Below are 21,574 nucleotides of genomic sequence, written 5' to 3'. Positions count from 1 at the left end.
TTAGTGTATTAAGTAAATGCCAAAAGATAACGCCGGCGTTTCAAGAAGCACTTTATTCCCTTTCACGGTCAGCTTCGGTTTCTCGCACCCCGGAGTGACAAAGATAGGTAAAAAAGAGCGAACACCCTTAGAGAAGCGATAAGAGGTTTTTGTGATTCGACCGGAAGGATTGATACAGATCAGCAAACGTTGAGATCCTTTCCGACGTTCGTAAACCATGGGATACGGCTGACGAGCAGAAGTCAGGAACTCAATCGATCCGCGACAAGCCAGAGCCGGATAAGTTTCCCGCAGGCGCAACAATGTGCGAACCATATTCAATGTCGAAGAGGAATCAGCTTGTTGACTTCCCACATTGGGACGATCATTCAACGCATCAATAGGAAGGTAAAACTGTTCCGGTGAGGCGCTCGAGAAGCCGGCTCCGGCACTTTCGTCCCATTGCATCGGGGTGCGTGATCCGGCACGATTGCCTTTACTCAGAAGACTGCCTTCCTTATCGGGCAATCCGTCGATGAAACGCATGCCGATCTCATCCCCATAATAGAGACAAGGCACTCCCGGTTGCGTAAGGAAAAAGGCTAAAGCAGTCTGTACCTCTCTCAAATCATCCCGTTGCCCACAACGGATGCGTTGGAAGTCGTGATTGCCGGTCGGGATACAAAGATGTCCCGTCGTATCGGCCACTTGCAAGCAATCGTAAAGGTTCTTGATGTAACGTTCGGGACTTCCTATGCCCCGACGGTCGAAATAGCAAGTATCTCGGCGATAAGTCCCCACCTCATTAAACATTAGTTCCCGATATCCCGTTTGTCCGAAGTGGATGATGAAATCCATCATAAAGCCCACCTTCAGCGCCTTCTGCGGATTGCTCCATTCGGCCAATAAGATACCTTCGGGATACAACGCTTGGAAATGACGACGCACCTCCTGCCAAAGAGCTGTGGTTCCTTTCAACTCCGGATCATTCTTGACCAACGAACCGGCCATGTCGACCCGAAAGCCGTCGCACCCCATTTGCATCCAATAGTCGATGATGTGTATTAACTCTTGTCGTGTGGCGGTCGGCCCCGGAGCATCGACCGGTTGTTCCCAAGGAGCGTTCGGATTGGGCTCGCCATAACCATAGTTCAATGCCGGCTGACAGTCGAAATAGTTTTTTCGATAGGTTCCGTTGCGTTCGAACGTTCCTGCTACGAACCGATCCGGTCGAATGGTCGAGTCGTTGGTCCAAATATACCGATCGGTATAAGCATTACGCTTTTTCATCTGCGAATAGTGAAACCAAGGCGAACGATCGGAAGAGTGCCCCGCCACAAGGTCGAGCACGACACGCATCCCTCGTTGGTGAGCCGCTTCAAATAGACGACGGAGATCATCATTTGTTCCGTATCGCGGAGCCACTCGATAAAAGTCAATGACATCGTACCCGGCATCCTTAAAAGCAGAATGAAAGCAAGGGTTTAGCCAGATGGTATTGCACCCGATCGATCGGATATAATCCAAACGACTGATAATACCTTTGAGATCTCCTATCCCATCGCCGTTGGTATCTTGATAGCTCTGTGGGTAAATCTGATAAAACACCGCCTTTTCAATCCACTGTGGAAGATGGAAAGAATGCTCTTGTGCCTGTACGCCAGAAAGCAAAGTGAGCATCAAGCTCCAAATCATAAGGTTCTTTTTCATGTTTTAATTGTTGTTAGTCGTCCGTATGAAAAAAGCTCTGTAAAGGAGAAACAACAGATGTTGTCGGCCTAAACAGAGCTTGATTCTTCAACTATATAAGACTAATACCTGTCTGTTTCAGTTTAATATCCCGGATTTTGAGTAAGATCGATATTGGCCTCTTTTGCGCTCAACGGAATAGGCAACAGAATCTTAAAAGGTTCCGAAGCCGGCTTCTCATATCTGGCAGCACAGTAATGATTAAAGCGAATCATATCGTTTCGACGAGAAGGGCCGTCCCAATAAAACTCGTAACCACGTTCGTTATAGATCTGTTCTAGAGTCAACTCATTCAACTCGTATGGACGAACGCCGCGTTTGGTACGAACGGCATTGATATCGACCAAAGCTCCTGCAACATCCTTATTACGGAATTTAGCTTCCGCGCGGATCAAATAAATATCCGATAGACGATAATATTGGAAATCGTTTTCGCTCTTATTTCCGTAAGTTGATGCCGGATCCGGGGCATATTTCACCACACGTGCCCCTTGTGCCTCTCCTGAGTTCTGAATGCTAAACTCCGGAGTATAAATCAAATCGGCCCCGGTACGCGTTTTCAACTTGTTGCCTGTCAAGTCGTATTGCTGTCCCACCAAGATACCCAAGTTAAAGCCGATCTGACTCTTCAAACGGTTATCCTGATAACGAGGGTCGGTAACCTCCCAGGTGCTAAGGAAATCCGGTGTCGTGCAACAGCCGTTCCACATCCCCTTGAAGGTGCCAAACGTCTGATTATAGTGCAACGTAATGTTCAGCCAATCGATGCCCTTCAAGCCGGCAGTCATGTTGTAGATAATCGGCAGAATGGTCTCAGTCTGATTCGAATACTCTTCATTAAAGGCCATATAAAGCTTCCAATAATCGTCCGCCAAGACATATTTCTTCGAGTTGATGATCTCGTCACAAACCGCTATCGCCTCTTTCCACTTCCCTTGTCCGTCGCTAAACGTCGGAGCAGTGCCCGTGTAAACTTGGTGATTGAGGTACAATTTGGCTAAGAGTGTTTGTGCTGCAGCACGAGTGATTCGTCCATAAGGCACCTCACCTTTGAGTTTCAATACCGGGATGATCTCCAAAAGTTCTTTCTCGATACGAGCCACAGCCTCCGAACGTTGCATGATGTGTGGCTGAGCGGAATAATCGATTTCGGTATATTCACGCATCGGGAACTGACCGAAGCAATCCATCAGTTGGTACATCACTAACGCTCGTATAAACTTGGTCTCGTTGATGTAGTTAGTAATCTCATCGGTCGGTTCGAATTGAGTGAGGTATTGCAAAGCAATATTACAACGGCTCAATCCAATCATGAAGCTATCCCATGTGTATTTGATATACGTATTCTTATCGTCATACTCATGCGTAAAGAGCGTGCGGTAACTAGCGTTGTTCCAGTCGGTTCCACGTGTCGGGAAAGCCACCTCGTCGGTCACGCTCTCCATCACCAACCACACCCCTGTACGGCTTTGTAAGTCACGCAGGTAAGCGTAGACCGGAGCCACAATCATTTGAGCACTTTCACTCTTCGAGATCGTCTTACTGCCATCCACCTCATTTAGTATTTCTTCTTTTAGGTCGGTACAAGAGGCTGTGAACAAAGCCATAAGTACCGTATATGCTATCAATTTATATTTTTTCATAGGTCTTCTTTTTAAAAATCAACAGTTACACCAAGACTAAAGCTACGGGCCATCGGATAAGTTGTCCATCCAATGCCTAACGATGGTACGCCATTTTTCGTTCTATTGGCATTAACTTCGGGATCGTAGCCGCTATATCCGGTGATCACAAACAAGTTATTGCCCGTCAACGTTACCTTCATATTGCTGATCCACTTCTTATTCTTCAACGGAACGGTGTATCCCAATGTGGCACTACTCAAACGTAAATACGATCCGTCTTCGATGTAACGGCTCGAATAGTCGAGAATATTATCGAGCGATTCCGGTTGTGTGGTCGCATGAGGTGTCGTATTGAATCCCTTTGAGAATAAGCTCAGATGATCCATCACATTACCTAAGTTGTTGTAGACATCATTACCAAATACCCCGTTAAAGAACAATCCTAAGTCGAAGTTCTTCCAAGACACCGTGGTATTGAAGTTGAGTGTAAAGTCCGGCTGAGCATTACCAATGCACTTCTCAACCTTCTTGCCATCGGCATCCACCTCATATAAACTCTTTCCGTCCTCGTCGAATCCCAAGAAATGATATCCCCAGAAGGTACCGATCGGATAACCACTCTTGATGATCTGTGAGTTGAACCCATCAATACCCGGGCCACTCGGCTGACCGGTGGTTAAGTATGACATCGGCAAATTCTTCACCTCATTCTTGATGGTCGAGAAGTTAACTCCCATGTCCCAATGCCAATCTTTGGAGTTGATCAATAGACCATTTAGTCCGAACTCCCAACCTTTATTTACGATCTTCATGTCGCGTACATTCCTCCATACTTTTGGAGTTGGCGACGGACCGATAGAGTTCACTTCCAGTAATACGTCACGAGTAGTCTTTGAGAAGTAGTCGATCGTACCACTCAAGCGGTTTTTAAGGATCGCAAAATCGAGTCCGAGATTCACTTGTTCGGTACGTTCCCATTGGATATCAGGGTTTGGTGTGCGCAGCAACGTCACTCCGGGTACGACCGTATTGCCCCCATCTAAGATGGCTCCGCCGGAAGCAATGCTACTGCTACCCAATGATACTTGAGAGATCTTGTTCGGAATCTCTTGATTACCGGTAATACCCCATCCCAATCTCAGCTTGAGGTTATCGAAAGTGTTTAAGTCCTTTACAAACTGTTCTTCGCTCATACGCCAAGCCAAAGCTGCCGATGGGAAGAATCCCGTTTTCTTATTCTCCCCAAATCGAGTTGATCCGTCGGCACGGAAATTCATCGTCAACAAATACTTATCCATCAAGTTGTAGTTAATACGTCCGAAGAACGACTGTAACTCATTGACTAAGATGCTGGAAGAACCATAGATCTGTGTTTGTTTGCCAAACGATAAGTTGTAGATATAACGAATGTCGTCCACCTCAAAACCTGTTTCCGAGAAGCCATAACGATAGTTGCGGAAGCGTTGATACGAGTGTCCGGCCAATAAGTTAAAGCGGTGCTTGGTGCCGATATTGAAGTCGTACGTTAAGTAGTTTTCAATCAGGAAGTTGCTCGATTCAACATTGTTGATATCCGCCGTACCCTTATCGGTAAGGTAGATCAAGGCCTTGTCTTGTGTGACCTTACGACTAGCCTTTGTCTCGTCGAAGGCCATATTCATCTTATACTTCAAACCCTTCCAAATGTCGAGCGTCGTGTTGATATTCGCCAATATGCGATCGGTTGTTGTACGGTCGTCTGTGAGATTAATCATGGCTACCGGATTACGAACATCCTTACTCTTTTGGAAATACGTCCCGTCGGCATTATAGATGGGATAAGTCGGGTTCACCTTCAACGCCGAGAGTAGCACATCCCCTTCAAAGCCACCCGATTCACCGATGGGCACTCGTTGGTCGTTGGTGCGTGTTGCGGTGAGGCTGGCTTCAATATTCAACCGATTATTGAGTGCCTTCTGACTAATAAACATTCTACCCGTATATTTCTTCATGCCGGTACGCTTCACGATACCCTCTTGATCTTGGAAGCTGATAGATGCACGATAGTTACCGTTTTTAAATCCACCGGTGATCGATAAGTTGTGATTATGCGAATAAGCGGTGCGGAAAATCTCGTCTTGCCAATTGGTGTTGGCTCCACCATCTTCTATGGTGACATTCTTCTCTTTGGCAAACGTGCGATAACGATCGGCATCCAACATCTCATATTGTTTTGGCAACACAGAGATGCTTCCGTAAGTGGAGTAACTCACCTGACTTTGTCCGTCGCGTCCCTTTTTCGTAGTCACAATGATCACACCGTTTGCACCACGAGCTCCGTAAATAGCCGTTGCCGAAGCATCTTTCAACACGTCGATCGACTCAATATCGTCCGGATTGAGGAAGTTCAGAGGATTTTTTGTCGCATTACCGCCCACACCGGCCACGTTTGCTCCGGAAGGCTGCTGGTCGTCCGAAACATCCAAAGGCACGCCATCGACAACATAAAGTGGATCCTGACCGGAGCGAATGGAGTTCGATCCGCGCACACGAATGGTCACGCCACCTCCGGGCTCTCCACCGTTGTTCGTCATATTCACTCCCGACACCCGACCTTGGATGAGTTGTGACGGTGAAGTCACCAAACCCTTGTTGAAGTTGTCCGATTTCACACTAGCCACCGATCCGGTCAAGTCCGATTTCTTCATTGTACCGTAGCCCACCACGACGACTTCATTCAGGACTTTTGTATCACTTTCCATACGAACGTTCATCATGTTCGACGGTGATAATTCTATCGGTTTGTATCCCACATAGGAGAATTGTAGAGTCTTTCCGCTTTCAGTCTGAAGCGTATATCGACCGTCGATGTCGGTAATGGTTCCTTGTCCTGTCCCCTTAACCTGTACGCTCACACCAATCAGAGGCTCGTTGTTCTCATCACGAACCACACCTGTGGCATTTACAGCTTTTGAACGTCCTTTCTGTTCGTCATTCTTAATGAAGAGAAGGATCTGACGATCAGAAACTTCGTAGGCGATATTGGTTCCTTTCAGTAAGGCTCCCATGACTTCATTGATCGATGAAGAGCGGATGTTGAGAGTCACCTTTTTATTGAGGTTAACCACCGAACTGTTGTAGGCAAAGACATATTTGCTTTGTTTCTCGATAAGTGGCAATACTTGATGAATCGGAGTGTCTGTCACTTTAAGCGTGATCTCTTTCTCCTGAGCAATCATGATTTTTGGGGATGCAGAGGCCGATATCGGCAGCGGAGAAGCCCCCCAGATAAATAAAATATAACTTGTCAGTACAAACTTATTACGCAGAAAATGCGTATAATTGCAGAAATAATGTTTATTCTTCATTATTTACTAGATTTTGGTTATTAAAAGATTAATTGTCAAAGTCGCACTGGCCGGGGAGATACCGCGAATATCTTTCCGGCCTTTTTGTTTTCTGGTTTCTTATCTTGTTTCTTATCTTAATTCATAGGCTTTTGCGTTTTTAAGGATTCTACGTTTATGAAGATTTGATTTTGCTTTCGGACGACTTTAATTGGGGCTATTTTGCTTAAACGGTCGAAGAGTTCGTCAACAGGCACGCTCATGTCTAGTTTACCGTTGATTTTGATCTTCTCCAATTCCGTCCAATCGTAGGTTAAATCGATTTTGTAGATCTCTTCGATATGCTTCAAGACCTGACTCAGCGATTCTTCATGAATAATCATCAGATCTTCTTTCCAACCGATCAACGGCATTGGATCAAGCTCTCGTTTGAGTGTCATGGCTTGCGTTTGAGTACTGTATATCAGCTGTTCATTAGGTTTCAAAATCACCTTTTTCCCTTTTTGAGGTTCGACTTCTACTTTTCCTGAAACGAGTAAGACCGATTGATCTACCCGATTGGGATAGGCCGATACCAAAAATTGCGTTCCTAACACCGAAACATTCAGTTTGTCGGTCAGGGTTACAAAACGTTTGGAATCGTCGTGTGCAATCTGCATATAGGCCTCACCGACAAGATGTACCGTACGTTTACTAGCTTTGAAAGCTAATGGAAAGATGAGCTTCGATTCTTCGCGAAGGGTGATGCGTGAACCATCGGACAGCGTAATCTTTACTTTCTGTCCTTTGGGAACAGCGACCTGTGCATAGCTCTGTCGAGCTTCGGAGGATGAGATCTTGAAAGCCTCTCCGTCTAGTGGTCTAACCTCAACGCCATTGGTCAAAACGGCAATCTCCGATTGTTTCGGGAGATCTAATCGTTGGTCGTCAATGAATAAAGAGACTTGTTTTAAGGTATCGACATTCACCAAATTGGCCAATCGTTGGTAAGGTGACGAACTCGTATCGAAATAGAACCAGAAACTCAATGTAAATATTATGGTTATGATCGATGCAGCAACCCACCAAGTGCGGAAGGGTTTGATGGATTTTCTGTTTTTTATGGTCCGTTGTTCAATACCTTGAAACATCTGCCTTTTTTCGTCCAAGGTTAAGAGCGGTTCACTCTTTTGGATGAGATGCTTCAAAGTTTCCATATCAAATGGTAGTTTGGGTATTGGTCTATTCATACTGTTTAGATTAACTCTTGTATAAGCTATACAGTCGGCCGTAAGATTTGTACTCACCTAAATCGATTTTTTTTAAATAAAATAAAAAAGACCACTCATACGATTCCCTCCAACCGATTAAAGAGAATTGTCATTTCATAATAAGTTGATCGTTTAGAGTGGATTAGTAGAAATAACAAAGGGATTAATCTAGAAATAACATCGAGAGAATTAGGACAAATTGCTTGGTGGAGCTTAGAAGACAGTTCAAGAGTTTTTTAGCACCCCATTATTAATGACTTTTCTTATTGAATTTATTTTTTCTCAAAAGCCCTTTAATTGCCGGCTAAGTCTTGTTTCTTGAGCCCTCGAAGCAGGGCTCTTCAGCCCTCGTTCGAGGGCTCATCGGTTTTCGTTCGAAGGCTGAAGAGCCCACGTTTGAGGGCTCAAGAAATGACGGTTTAGTAATGACAAAGCGTCGTTTCGTTACGGCTAAACAAAGCATGACAACCATTAAATACACTGAAGCAGTAATTTATAACTGGGGGCAACGACCATGCTGCACAACAGCGTTTTTATACGTACACATCATTGCTTTATTTCGATACAACACTATTCCAGACCTGCACATCACGGTTCTATGTCTGCGCAACAGTAGTTTATATCAATGACATCAATGACATCAATGACATCAATACAATCGTGATAGAATAGAATGGAAAGAATCATTTATTACACGATCGTATTAATGAAGAATCGTGCCAATTTTCTCCTCTTTACCTGATGAGGAATGATCTGTCTTTAAGTTTTTATTTTATAGTTTTAAACAATAGTTAAAAATAAAAGTGAAGCAAACTTTTTGTTTATCAGCGTGTTAGAATATTTACATATTAAACAATTACAGATGAAGTACCAACCCGTAACCGCCGTATGGGAAGTCACCATGGGGTGTAATATGAACTGCAAACATTGCGGTTCATCGTGTCAACAGCCCCTAATCGATGAGTTGACTACCAATGAAGCTCTAGCTGTTATTAATGAAATGAGTCAGATGGGTCTCAAGTGGATCACCCTTTCAGGTGGAGAACCATTGATAAGGAAAGATCTTCCTCTCTTGATTAAACAACTGAAGAAGGTTGGCATCACCACCAATGTCATTACGAATGGATGGTTGCTAAAGGAGAAAGCAGCTATGCTGAAAGAAGCCGGCGTAGACACTGTGGCGGTGAGCATCGATGGAACGGAACAGATTCATGATAGTATCCGCAAACCTCGGTCGTATCAACATGATAAAGAAGGGATCTTAGCCTTGCGGAAGTTGGGCGTCGAAGTGGGCGCCATCACTACCCTTTCCAAACGGAACATCAATATTCTTTCTCAACTGAAAGAAGAGTTGATCGAGATGGGAGTTCGTTCGTGGCAAGTTCAGATTGGCTTACCAATGGGCAATATGGCTGCACATAAAGAATGGGTGCTTGATCCTGTTCAGATGAACGACATTATTGATTTTTGTTTTCAGACCTCCCGTGAAGGACGAATCAAGATATTCCCGGCCGATTGTATCGGTTATTACGATTTGAAAGAACAAGAGGTTCGTCAAGCGTCATATCAAACGAGCAACACGCTTTGGGATGGATGTAATGCCGGCATTCGGGGCTTCGGACTTCTGCATAATGGCGACATTATCGGGTGTACATCCGTGCGCGACCGACAGTTTATTGAGGGAAATCTTCGTGAACGCTCTTTGAGTGATATTTGGAACGATGAGCAATCTTTTGCTTGGCGCAGAGGGATGAAGAAGGAACAACTATCTGGCAATTGTAAGCGATGTATCTATGGCAGTCGATGTCTGGGAGGATGTACCAATACGCGTTTAACGACTCAAAATACGATTTACGGTGAAAATCATTACTGCACGTACAATAACTATTTAAAAGCCTTAAGTCGGAAGATCGGCGAACAGATCGATTCAAAACAGTTGTTTTATGATGCTCAGATAGCGGTACAGAAAGGCGACTTGCAAGAAGCGGCATTGATGACAGAAAAAGTGATCAGTCTCGAACCCGAATGCATTGATGCTTATCTGTTGAAAGGCTATGCCGAATATATGTGTGGCAACTATTCAAAAGCTAAGGAAGAGAACAAAACAGCTTTATCTCTGGCACCCAACAACCCATACGCCATGAAAGGTTTGGCTCTTTCACTGCATAAACTGAAAGAAGTTCCGCTAAAGGAGGTGGTCGATATCCTCGAAAAAGCTAATGAGCTCAGCGGGTATAGTGATACGGATCTGATCAGCGATTTAAATATCATCAAACAAGAGTATTTAGCTAGCAAATAGTCTGTTTCTCAATGTCTAATTAAAAAAAATCTATTAACATGAATGAATCGATTACCGCTTATCAAGGCAAAAGTTTTTGCGTAAATCTTGAATCTCATTTAGGAAGTACAAATTATGGTTGGTGTTTGATCTCTATGCCCAAAGGTATTATTCTCGCCGGACAAGCCAATGATCCTGTCGATGGCTTATCGTTAGTCACTCAAAAATTCTTTTTTATTGCTGTAGAGCCCACTGAAAAGCAACCTGTAAAGATTGAGTTTGGACTTTGCTGTTTAACTCAAGTAGCTTCAAAATTAAGCCCGTTTAAATATGAGGAGAAAGTCGTTGTTCATGTTCAAGTTGTGCCTTCGGATGGTGTGGAAGGACGTCGATTTGTGAAATACAACGAGAATGAAGCGCATTATGCCGGTCACAATGCGGACTTACTAGCCGCTTTAAAGTATGGCTATCCTCCATTGTTGAAGTATGGTTATCCTTGCGTTGAGAATGAGTGTGTGACCGAAAAATATGGTTTCCCACCTATCGTTAAATACGGTTATCCGCCTCTTGTTAAATATGGCTATCCACCTACGTTGAAATACGGTTATCCGGGATCTACGAACGATGAGTGTTGTGGTTAGTACCCTTTCCGGTTAAGATATATTCAATAACGATTTGAGCAATCAATTGCAGCGTATTTCTTAGGTTAGTACATTCAAAGCGTTATTGTCTATTTCCTTTTAGATTTCGTGTCATAATAACGACATTCCTCTTGCCCTATAAAGAAAGGCAAGAGGAATGCTTTTTTATCTCTGTTGTTCTATTTTGTGTATATTCTATTTTGTATAGATTCGGTCCGTTCTGTTTACTTATTCCGTTCCGTTTATTCAGAGTGTTCCGTTTAGTTTCTTTTTTTCCAAAGTTTATTCATCTCTTCCAGAGTCTTTCCTTTGGTTTCGGGTACTAAACGCCAGACAAAGACTGCCGCCAGCAGGCACATGACTCCGTATAAACTATAAGCAAACATCGGACTAAAATCGTATAATGCCGGAAAGGTTGAGGAGATGAGGTAATTAAAGATCCATTGGAACGCAACTGCAATCGCTATCGCCTTACCACGAATGGTGTTAGGGAAAATCTCGGAGATTAACACCCAGCAGATTGGTCCCCACGACATCATAAAGAAGGCTGCATAGACGATCACGGAGAAAACCGGTAGCACTCCTTTTACTCCCATACTGTCGCATAGGGCAACCGCAAATGCTCCGATGGCCATGCCGATCGATCCGATGATCAATAATGGCTTACGGCCAAAACGATCGACGGTGAAGATGGCTATTAAGGTGAAGAGAATGTTCACGATTCCCATCACAACGGTCTGCATCATCCCTCCTCCTTCGGCACCTGCATTTTCGAAAATACGCGGAGCATAATAGAGTACGGCATTAATGCCGATGGCTTGTTGAAAGACAGATAGCAAGATTCCGACCGCGATGACGGTGACTCCATAAGTAAAGAGACGCTCAGTCTTTTCATGAGCCGTTGCTTTGATCTCACTGAGGATTACTTCGGCTTGTTTCGGACCATTGATTCGGCTCAAGATAGCCAATGCTTTCTCTTCTTGGTGAACCAGCATCAGGTAACGCGGCGTCTTTGGGACGAAGAAGAGCAAGAAGCCAAACAGTGCTGCGGGAGCAGCTTCCGAGCCAAACATGTAACGCCATCCTTCACGAATGGTCCACATATCCGATTCCGGGCTGACTGAGAGCAAACCTTCGGCACTTTTCACGAGTACCGGGTTTTGGTGACCGTCCATAATGAGATAGTTGACGAAATAGACCACCAACATACCGAAGATAATGGCAAACTGATTGCACGAAACCAGAGTTCCGCGAATATTCGATGGAGCGATTTCGGCAATATACATCGGACAGACGGCAGAGGCCAATCCTACGCCGATACCACCAAGGATACGATACAGATTAAAAGCGACTAATAGATCCCAACTCGCTTTGCCATGGGTGAAGAATAAAAATTCAGGGTTGTAAGAACCGAGAGCGAATAAGAAAAAAAGCAAGGCAGCCAGACGAAGAGCATTTCGACGTCCTAAGCGAGAAGCTAACACGCCTGAAAAAGCTCCACCGATGACACAACCGATTAAAGCGCTTGATGAGGTAATGCCATGCATCACCTTGTCGTACTGGAAGTCGGTTGCCGTAAGAAAGAAGGCTTCCAGTCCTTTTTCTGCACCGGAGATCACGGCGGTGTCATAGCCGAATAAGAGTCCTCCTAGAATGGCCACTGTAGTAATCGAATAGAGGTAAAGTTTATTACCTTCAGTGGTTATCGTGTTCGTCATATTAAAATATTTTAGGGTTAAGAAAAAAGGAAAAAATAACGCACCTTTTTCATCGTTGCTTTGTCGTAAGTTAGTTGGGTTTGCTCATGCGGTGTTTGGTCACGACTTAGGGATACGTTATTTCTTCAATATTAATTTTCCAAGATTAGTTTTCCAATATAAATTCTCCAATATAGGTTCTTTGTTGGTTTAAAGACGATTCATCGAAAAGCGAAGGATACGATAAGCCGCACATAAAGTACCGCTTATCGTGATCTTATTATCGCTATTCCAATTAGCGATACGTCTTTAGATCAGCAATACCTATTTAGATTAGCAATACATGTTTAGAATCGCTTCATACAGTTCTTGTTTGCCACTCACCTGTTTCGGTTCGCCATTCTCCTTAGCGTAAGCCACTAAATCTTCGAGTGTGAGTTCACCGTTCTCGAAAGCAAGTCCTTTGCCACCATCGAACGAAGCATAACGTTCTGTGACCATTTGCTGATAAGGCGATTCGTTTAAGAGTGCAGCCGCACTTTCCAAGGCGCGTGCCATGGCATCCATCGCTGCAATATGTGCAATGAACAAATCCTCAGGATCGGTCGAGTTACGACGGGTCTTGGCATCAAAGTTGGTGCCACCGTTGCCGAATCCGCCGTTACGGATCACTTGCATCATGGCTTGAGTCAGTTCGAAGCTATCTATCGGGAATTGATCGGTATCCCATCCATTCTGATAATCACCACGGTTGGCGTCGATCGATCCCAACAGTCCGTTGTCGACTGCGACAGCCAATTCATGTTCGAAGGTGTGTCCGGCTAGTGTGGCATGGTTGACTTCAATATTGATTTTAAAATCATGCTCTAAGCCATGAGCTTTCAGAAAACCGATCACTGTTTCCGTATCCACATCATATTGATGCTTCATCGGTTCCATCGGCTTAGGTTCGATGAGGAAGGTACCTTTAAAGCCACGTGCACGACCGTAATCGCGGGCAGCCTTCAACATCTGAGCCAGATGTTCCTTTTCACGTTTTTGATCGGTGTTTAAGAGCGACATATAGCCTTCACGTCCTCCCCAGAAGACATAGTTCGATCCGCCAAGTTCGATGGTTGCGTCAATGGCATTTTTGATCTGAACGGCTGCACGCGCTACCACATCAAAGTTCGGATTGGTAGCGGCTCCGTTCATATAACGAGCGTGACTAAACACATTGGCTGTACCCCACAACAGTTTGATGCCGGTTTCTTCTTGCTTTTGTTTGGCATAAGCAACCACCTCTTTAAGGTTAGCTTCGTAAGCTTCGATGGTGTCGGCTTCATTGACCAAATCGACATCGTGGAAACAGTAATACTCGATTCCGATCTTTTGCATAAACTCGAATCCTGCATCAATTTTATCTTTTGCGGCTTTCACCGGATCACCATCAACGTTCCATGGAAACTGTTTCGTTCCTCCACCAAACTGATCGGCTCCTTCGGCACAAAGCGTATGCCACCATGCCATTGAAAACTTCAACCAATCCTTCATTTTCTTACCGTTGATTTCCTTTTCCGCGTCATAATAACGGAAGGCCATCGGGTTTTTACTCTCTTTACCTTCAAATTTAATATTCTCTATACCTGGAAAAAACTCTTTAGTTGCCATAGCTCTAGTATTTTTAAGTTTTAATATTTTAAAGTTTAATGTTTTTAAGTTGTTCTTTTGTTTTTGCACGATGGTTAGGCTTAACGACTGATTTGGATGTCGCGCTTATCAAGTCATCGTTTATTTATTTAATGGTTATTCATCTAATAATTATTCATTTTCTCCTTTAGGCAATCTCTCCATCGGTTATAAGCTTCTTGGTAGGAGGTTTCTAATGAGGAATCCGGAACGATGACCTCTAATTGCTTGAGGGTTGCAAAAGCCTCTTGATGGTCGGCGTAGATACCCGCACCAATTCCGGCACCCTTAGCTGCTCCTACCGCACCATCCGTGTCGTACAGTTCGATCGTCGCTCCTGTAATACCGGCTAAGGTCTCTCTGAAGATCGGACTTAAAAACAAGTTTGTCTTTCCGGCATGAATCTTCTTAACCGGAATACCCATCTGCTCCATGATCTCGATACCATATTTGAAAGCAAAGACAATACCTTCCTGAGCCGCTCGAACCAGATGTGAACGGTCGTGTCGATTAAAATCGAGGCCGTGCACGCTACAACCAATCTCCCTATTTCCTAACATCCGTTCGGCTCCATTGCCAAAAGGTAAGACCGACACTCCCTCACAGCCAATTGGAGCCTGTGAAGCCAAGGTGTTGAGTTCGTCGTACGATAATCCTTGCGGAGCAATATTCCGACGGGTCCAAGCATTAAGAATGCCCGTCCCATTGATGCACAGAAGAACGCCTAGGCGGGGTAAATCGGCCGTATGATTCACATGGGCAAACGAGTTGACACGCGATTGCGGATCGTAATTCACCCGACCATTCACTCCATATACCACTCCCGATGTTCCGGCAGTTGATGCAATTTCTCCGGGATTGAATACATTTAATGAAAGAGCATTATTAGGTTGATCGCCTGCACGATAAGTAATGGGTGTTCCCTGAGCTAAACCGAGTTCATCGGCTACCTTTTTCGAAACTCTTCCTTGCTCAGCAAAGGTGGGGCGTATCTCTGGTAAGAGCGTACGATCGAATCCGAAATAATCTAATAGAGAGCGACTCACCTCTCCGTCTTTAAAATCGAACCACATTCCTTCGGAGAGTCCGGATGTTGTGGTGCAAACCTCACCGGATAACCTCATTGCAATGTAATCGCCTGGAAGCATCACTTTGTCGATGCGTTCATAGATTTCCGGTTCATTTTCTTTCACCCAAGCCAACTTTGCTGCGGTAAAATTACCCGGTGAATTGAGTAGATGTTCCAAGCAATAGCTTTTTCCTAAGGAGTCGAACGCCCGTTGCCCGTAAGGAACAGCGCGCGAATCGCACCAGATAATTGCGGGACGTACCACCTGCTGATCCTTATCCACGCAAACCAACCCGTGCATCTGATATGAAATGCCGATGGCTTTGATCTCTGTTGGAGAAACCGCCGATCGTCCCATGATCTCTTGGGTTGCCTCTTTCAACGATTCCCACCACATTTCGGGGTTTTGTTCGGCCCATCCGGCTTGTAAAGCGATGATAGGTGCCTCTGATTTGGGATAGAAAGCCGAGACCACACTTCTTCCGGAGTTCACCTCCACTAAGCTCGCTTTGACCGACGAGCTACCAATATCGTAGCCTAATAAATAATTAGCCATTGTCTATAGATAAATTGAGATTGTTTTTCAGTTGTATTTTCTTCAGTAGACTTTTTAGTCACATTAGACTTATAAGCCAGATCCATAAGCTAGATCCATAAGTTCGATTCATGAGTCTGATTAATAAGCCCGATTCACGATTCCGATTTATGATTCCGGTCTATAAGTCCGATTTTCTAATCAGACTCATGAGTTAGACTCAACGTCTGAGCTTATTATAGATCTTTTTATCGAACTTATAATAACGTGCAGCTCGGTGCGATACCCCCTCTTGTCGTTCTTCCAATGGAACGACGTAGTCCATCAGCATAATTTTCTTGTGAAAGTTGCGCACATCAATTTCTTTCCCGTTGACCAAGTCGTAGAGGATGCGAAGTTGTGATGCCGTAAACTTACGTGGAAGTAATTCAAATAAGATAGAAGGGTTGTGCGTAGCATACTGTCGAATATACTCTAGGGCCTCATTGATGATCAGGTTATGGTCGAAGGCCAAGGTCTTGATCTCATCCAATGCCACCCAAGAGGCTTTATATCGATCGAGGTTCTTCACCAAAGCGCGGTCGATCTTTACCACAGCTAGGTAGCCGGTCGTCACAATTCGTTCGACCTTCGATTGAATGGCTCTTTCAAGCCAATGTACATCTTTAGGATTCTTTGTGCGGTCTTTCGAACCGAACGTTTTAAACTGCATCAGATTGACATGCCTCAATCCCGTAAGCTCATGCAGTACTCTCCTAGCAGCTTCATCCAAATCCTCATCTCTATAAATGAGGCTTCCGGGAAGTTTCATATCACGACTCACCTGCCCTTGTTCTTCAAGAACACGTTCAATGAGCAATATTTTCAACTTTTCTCCATCGAAACCAACAACCACACAATCGACGGAGATGTGATTGTTGGCCAGAGGTTGATTCTTTTGTATATATCCGGTCATAGTAAATAGCATTAAGACGTTGCAAATATATAGTCTAAAAATTGAAATTCATAGTCCGATACTGACTTGTAGATCAAAAAAATAGATATCATACCAAAAACAATAAGCCTTGTTACTGTTATTGTCCGGATTACAATATGTATTCTACTGAATAATACTCAGGATCAGATCTATACATCGTGATAAATGGGGAGAGATACTCAGAACGATCTTATCGATTCAATAAATGAGTGGGTAGATTCGGGGACTTATTGTACTTTTCTTTCGATTATATGTCAACGAAAGATCGTTTGATGAAAGGAGTGAAAACGTTCTGTTAAAAAAACAAAACGTAACGGGTCTGATGGCACTTCTCTTCCTCGTTTTTCTTCATGAGCGTTCCCATCGGTGGGATTATGCTTTAAATGCTGAAGACACTTTAAATCCTAAGGGTATTTTAACTGAAGATACTTGGCGTGTTACTTTGTTTGGACAACTTTAGTGTGATAGCTAATTTCAGTGTGATCCTTAGCTTCAGTGTGATCACTAATGTATGAGAAGGCTTAGGTTATGAAGAGGCCCAATTTATGAGGGAGACTAGGTTATGAGTAGGTTTAGGTTGCCGTTGTTAGATATTAAAACTCTGATAAATAGACTCTTCAGATTTTACACACTCTTAAATTTAAACAATGAAATGCACAAAAAACGAAAAACTGTGCGGTCGTTTCGCAAAAATCCCTACCTTTGTGCCGCAATTAACAATAATTTAAACAGTAAAACTAATGAAAGCATTTGTATTTCCCGGTCAAGGCGCTCAATTCGTAGGAATGGGTAAAGACCTGTATGAAACGTCAGCTTTAGCAAAAGAATTGTTTGAAAAAGCCAATGATATCTTGGGATATCGCATTACAGATATTATGTTCAACGGCACAGACGAAGATCTTCGTCAAACCAAGGTGACTCAACCTGCCGTATTCCTTCATTCCGTTATTTCAGCTCTTTGCATGGGCGAAGATTTCAAGCCAGAGATGACCGCCGGTCACTCATTAGGTGAATTCTCAGCTTTAGTGGCTGCCGGTGCGTTAAGCTTCGAAGATGGTCTAAAACTTGTTTATGCTCGTGCGATGGCTATGCAGAAAGCTTGTGAGATGCAACCTTCGACCATGGCTGCTATCATCGGTATGGCTGATGAAAAAGTTGAAGAGATTTGTGCGGCTATTCATGCGGAAGGTGATGTTTGCGTTGCTGCAAACTTTAACTGCCCCGGACAAATTGTAATTTCAGGTTCAGTTCCAGGTATCGAAAAAGCTTGTGAACAGTTGAAAGCTGCCGGAGCTAAGCGTGCTCTTCCATTGAAAGTTGGTGGTGCATTCCACTCACCATTGATGGATCCTGCTAAAGTAGAACTTGAGGCAGCGATTAATGCGACAACTTTCCACGCTCCTAAATGTCCGGTTTATCAGAACGTGGACGCACGTCCTCACACCGATGCTGCAGAGATCAAGACTAACCTTGTGGCTCAACTTACAGCTTCTGTACGTTGGACTCAAACCGTGATCAACATGGTAGCCGACGGAGCAACAGATTTCACTGAATGTGGTCCCGGAGCCGTTCTTCAAGGATTGGTTAAGAAGATCGACAGCAGTGTTACAGCACATGGCATTGCATAATTGCCATCTATCCGGTCGTGACGACCGTAATTGATATAAGGTATATGATATAAAAAGCGGCATCAATCCCATAATGGGTTTTGATGCCGCTTTCTTTTAGAGATCTGTTTGTCTATTTGTATCGGATAAATTCCTTTTCCTTCTCATTCCAGATCCAATATGTACGTTCGGTTTCTGTTTGTCCGGTATTCGGATTTTGCAAACCATATAACGTAATAAATAAGAAGCTATTTGGCTGACTCTCACATCCCGAACCAATATCTCTGTATCCTTTTTGGGTTGGTAAATCATAGACCTTACCGGTTGTCGTATCGATCATTACGCCCTCTTGAACGCTAGATCCGCATCCCCAAGTCACGACCTGGTAATGTCCGGCAAAGTTGACGGTTTTCGTTTTATAAGCCTCGTTTAAGACCGTTTGAAATTTTTGTGCACGCGGATTACTTGTCCGGTCGATTTCTGCCTTAGGAGACTGAATACCTTTTTCTGAATCAACCGGGCAATAAGCAAATGTGATCTCAGGCAGATTTGTTTCGTCAGCCGGCTGATCAACCTTATCAAAGATGACCTCTTGTTCCGATCGTTTGAGATGGAGTCGATGCAAATTAAACGATTCGATCAGATAACGTTCATTGTCGACGGTCATCTGATGATTACCTAACCCGATGGCAGTTAGAACTAACGTATCTTGAGTAATTCTCCACTTCTTATAGATCAATGTTGCCGAATTTATTGAATAGGCAGTGCTATCCGGGTTGAGCACAAACCCAATTCCTGCTCCATCTTCCTTCGACTGTTCCATCCATGCCCCAAAAAACGCCTTATGACTTTCGGGCTGAATTCCTTTTCCTGAATAGAAAACATCATCATCGGTATAGTTAAACTTATAGATACCCAATGCTAAAATTAGAACGACTACGCTTATAACCGCTCCTAAAATAATTCCAATTGTTTTCTTTTTCATATTTTGTCGTTTGTTTAAATGAGGTTAGAATCAAAAGGTTCAATCGATTCATTCTGCCTGTTTAAAAGGCTCTAGAGCTTCAGTCGGCTTTCCACTTCTATCGAATGCTCCAAGAGTATATCCTTTCCAATTGTCATAAGCCTGCGGTTCCCAATAAAAAAGGCCTAGACACCCCGGATCAACAACATGCTTTGCTTTACTCATCAGATCAGTAAGAAAAGCCTTTGCTTCGATTGAAGCATCCCACGGCATGCCCACTTCACAAATCATGACCTGACATCCATATCGACGAACCAAAGCATTCATATTGCGTTCACATTTTACATTCAGTGTTGCCCAAGAATCGGACGACCAAGACGGATAGATCGAGAGTCCAATCACATCCCATTGACCACCATTTGCTTTTAAAGCATCGAAGAACCAAGTATATAAATCGACATTCCCTCCGTCGTCCAAATGTACAATCACCTTAGCCTTAGGATAAACCGTTTTCACAGCCGCATATCCTGCATTAATCAGTTGAGCAAAGTTCGACGAATCATCGGCAGTGACTTGTCCGTCGGGCCATAAGAAGCCTCCTCTTGTCTCATTCCCGACCTGTACCCATTCCACTTCTATCTGATGGTTCTTCAGTAGCATCAATGTGGTTAGGGTATGGTCCTTAACGGCATTCTTTAGCTCCTCAAACGAAAGTAATCTCCAAGCCTCAGGTTTTTTCTGATGTCCCGGATCGGCCCAGGTATCGCTATAATGAAAATCAATCATTAGACGCAATCCCAAAGCCTTAGCTCTTAAAGCCTTAACCAACACATCCTCCTTGTTACACCATCCATCGATTGGATCCACCCACACGCGTAAGCGTATAGCATTTACTCCAAGAGATTTTAATAAAGTCAAAGCATCGGTTGCCTTGTCTTCTCTTGAATAAAAAACTCTTCCACTTTGCTCCATTTCAGTCAGCCAACTCACATCCGCTCCTTTAGCAAATGAGCTCTTATTATTAGAGGGTGACTGTGGAATATCCTCATGGCGACTACAAGCACATAAGCATAAGAATAAAAATAAGAGATAAGTCCAATATTTCATTTAAAGATATCGTCTAAAAAAGCGGCATCGAGAAGGATGAAACGTTTTCCTCGATGCCGCTATCAAAAAAACCTTATTAAGAGAGAGAGAAGAGAATTTTAGTATTCTACGACACGATCGACAGCCAATGTATATGCTCCATCAGTCTTAGGAAGCTTATATTGAATTTGTCGTGTTCCACCCGTCGGATTTGCATTTGTATCCCCATCTTTATAGACCGGAAAACGACGGCAGAACGTATTTTCAACAATAGCAAATTCATCGTGTCCCATATATCCTTTGCTATTCTTTTTATCGAGACTCAAATCGGGCAATTCCAAAGCCAACAGTTGAGCATCTTTCGTAATTGAATATCCCATCAAGCAACCATAGCTTCCGCTGCCATCAGAAGATAGATAAACCATCACTTCCGGTCGTCCATCAATGTTTAAATCGCCGACTTCAGATCCGATGACCGTATAACCCATCATATCACGCTGAACGGTTTGGGTCGGTATTTCCTTACCCTTCGTTTCAATATACAGCGAGTCGCCTTGTACAACGACATTAAACTGATAATCGTTCCATGATAAATTTTGAGAATATTCTACCGAATCGGAATTAGCAACCTCTGTATATTCAACCTGACTTTTGGTCTTACCGGAACAAGCCACCATTCCTAGGCAAACGACTGCAAATAGAATCTTTTTCATGCTCGATTAAAGTTTTGTAATTCTTTTAAATAACAAACTGTCAGCAACTTTGGTTCATCTTCTTTCCATAATGTTTAAGCCAGGTATATCCTTTACGCTTTCTGAGGTACAAAGCATCATAACAATTACACTTTGCTTCCCAATCAAAGATGGAGCGCCCGAAGACTAATTTTTCCAGTCCATACAACAGATAATAGGTTAAAGGAATAAATACCCATAACCACCAAGAGATGAAGAAACCAAGAATCAAGATCGGAAGAAAAATCAAGCTCAGACATTCGTCGTACTGCTTCTTATAGATTCTCATCTCCATTTCTTGATAAAACTCCATATTGCGATGTTTGGTGAATATCACTCCAAACAACATCATGCTATGCTTTTTCCTACCCAAAAAAAGCTTTGCCAAAAAAC

General features: G+C 43.6%; 15 protein-coding genes. 3 read left to right on the top strand and 12 right to left on the bottom strand.

The window, feature by feature from the left end; translation table 11 throughout:
* The 4 genes from AC4PG5_RS03680 to AC4PG5_RS03665 form a co-directional block, all read right to left on the bottom strand.
* Entirely contained in the window at positions 1 to 1,689 is a 1,689-nt protein-coding gene (locus AC4PG5_RS03680) for an alpha-amylase family glycosyl hydrolase (RefSeq protein ID WP_492030109.1), read from the bottom strand.
* 122 nt (positions 1,690 to 1,811) lie between these two features.
* Entirely contained in the window at positions 1,812 to 3,371 is a 1,560-nt protein-coding gene (locus AC4PG5_RS03675) for a RagB/SusD family nutrient uptake outer membrane protein (protein WP_492030108.1), read from the bottom strand.
* 11 nt (positions 3,372 to 3,382) lie between these two features.
* On the bottom strand, positions 3,383 to 6,700 hold the full coding sequence (locus AC4PG5_RS03670; protein ID WP_492030107.1) for a TonB-dependent receptor: 3,318 nt from the start codon (positions 6,698 to 6,700) through the stop codon (positions 3,383 to 3,385).
* A gap of 116 nt (positions 6,701 to 6,816) precedes the next feature.
* Entirely contained in the window at positions 6,817 to 7,908 is a 1,092-nt protein-coding gene (locus AC4PG5_RS03665) for a FecR family protein (RefSeq protein WP_492030106.1), read from the bottom strand.
* A gap of 883 nt (positions 7,909 to 8,791) precedes the next feature.
* On the opposite strand from AC4PG5_RS03665, the gene AC4PG5_RS03660 reads away from it, so the two are divergent.
* Together AC4PG5_RS03660 and AC4PG5_RS03655 are read left to right on the top strand one after the other, a co-directional pair.
* Positions 8,792 to 10,228 carry a radical SAM protein gene (locus AC4PG5_RS03660; protein ID WP_492030105.1) on the top strand — a complete coding sequence of 479 codons (1,437 nt, stop codon included), beginning with the start codon at positions 8,792 to 8,794 and terminating at the stop codon, positions 10,226 to 10,228.
* Between the two features lie 38 nt (positions 10,229 to 10,266).
* On the top strand, positions 10,267 to 10,848 hold the full coding sequence (locus AC4PG5_RS03655) for a hypothetical protein (RefSeq protein ID WP_492030104.1): 582 nt from the start codon (positions 10,267 to 10,269) through the stop codon (positions 10,846 to 10,848).
* A gap of 260 nt (positions 10,849 to 11,108) precedes the next feature.
* On the opposite strand, the gene xylE is transcribed toward AC4PG5_RS03655, so the two are convergent.
* The 4 genes from xylE to AC4PG5_RS03635 form a co-directional block, all read right to left on the bottom strand.
* Complete coding sequence (gene xylE, locus AC4PG5_RS03650; RefSeq protein ID WP_492030103.1) at positions 11,109 to 12,566, bottom strand: D-xylose transporter XylE; 1,458 nt, start codon at positions 12,564 to 12,566, stop codon at positions 11,109 to 11,111.
* Between the two features lie 312 nt (positions 12,567 to 12,878).
* Entirely contained in the window at positions 12,879 to 14,195 is a 1,317-nt protein-coding gene (xylA, locus tag AC4PG5_RS03645) for a xylose isomerase (protein ID WP_492030102.1), read from the bottom strand.
* Between the two features lie 143 nt (positions 14,196 to 14,338).
* Positions 14,339 to 15,838 (bottom strand): xylulokinase, encoded by a 1,500-nt coding sequence (locus AC4PG5_RS03640; RefSeq protein WP_492030101.1) that lies wholly within the window; start codon positions 15,836 to 15,838, stop codon positions 14,339 to 14,341.
* A 199-nt stretch (positions 15,839 to 16,037) separates the two neighbouring features.
* The gene (locus AC4PG5_RS03635) at positions 16,038 to 16,772 is read right to left on the bottom strand and encodes an NUDIX hydrolase (protein WP_492030100.1); all 735 of its coding nucleotides are present in this window, start codon (positions 16,770 to 16,772) and stop codon (positions 16,038 to 16,040) included.
* A gap of 761 nt (positions 16,773 to 17,533) precedes the next feature.
* Between AC4PG5_RS03635 and fabD the strand changes: the two genes are divergently transcribed.
* Entirely contained in the window at positions 17,534 to 18,421 is an 888-nt protein-coding gene (fabD, locus tag AC4PG5_RS03630; RefSeq protein ID WP_492030099.1) for an ACP S-malonyltransferase, read from the top strand.
* Positions 18,422 to 18,533: 112 nt separating this feature from the next.
* Here the strand turns inward: fabD and AC4PG5_RS03625 are convergent, their stop codons facing one another.
* From AC4PG5_RS03625 to AC4PG5_RS03610, 4 genes are all read right to left on the bottom strand, one after another.
* Entirely contained in the window at positions 18,534 to 19,385 is an 852-nt protein-coding gene (locus AC4PG5_RS03625; protein ID WP_492030098.1) for a lipocalin family protein, read from the bottom strand.
* A gap of 48 nt (positions 19,386 to 19,433) precedes the next feature.
* Complete coding sequence (locus tag AC4PG5_RS03620) at positions 19,434 to 20,471, bottom strand: glycoside hydrolase family 53 protein (protein ID WP_492030097.1); 1,038 nt, start codon at positions 20,469 to 20,471, stop codon at positions 19,434 to 19,436.
* A 98-nt stretch (positions 20,472 to 20,569) separates the two neighbouring features.
* Positions 20,570 to 21,163 carry a hypothetical protein gene (locus tag AC4PG5_RS03615; protein ID WP_492030096.1) on the bottom strand — a complete coding sequence of 198 codons (594 nt, stop codon included), beginning with the start codon at positions 21,161 to 21,163 and terminating at the stop codon, positions 20,570 to 20,572.
* Positions 21,164 to 21,203: 40 nt separating this feature from the next.
* Complete coding sequence (locus tag AC4PG5_RS03610) at positions 21,204 to 21,533, bottom strand: hypothetical protein (RefSeq protein WP_492030095.1); 330 nt, start codon at positions 21,531 to 21,533, stop codon at positions 21,204 to 21,206.
* Between the last annotated feature and the right edge of the window lie 41 nt (positions 21,534 to 21,574).

Source organism: Bacteroides sp. QWL-09, from assembly GCF_058683585.1.
The sequence above is the reverse complement of the archived record's forward strand: the minus strand, read 5'-3'. Positions and strand labels throughout refer to the sequence as shown.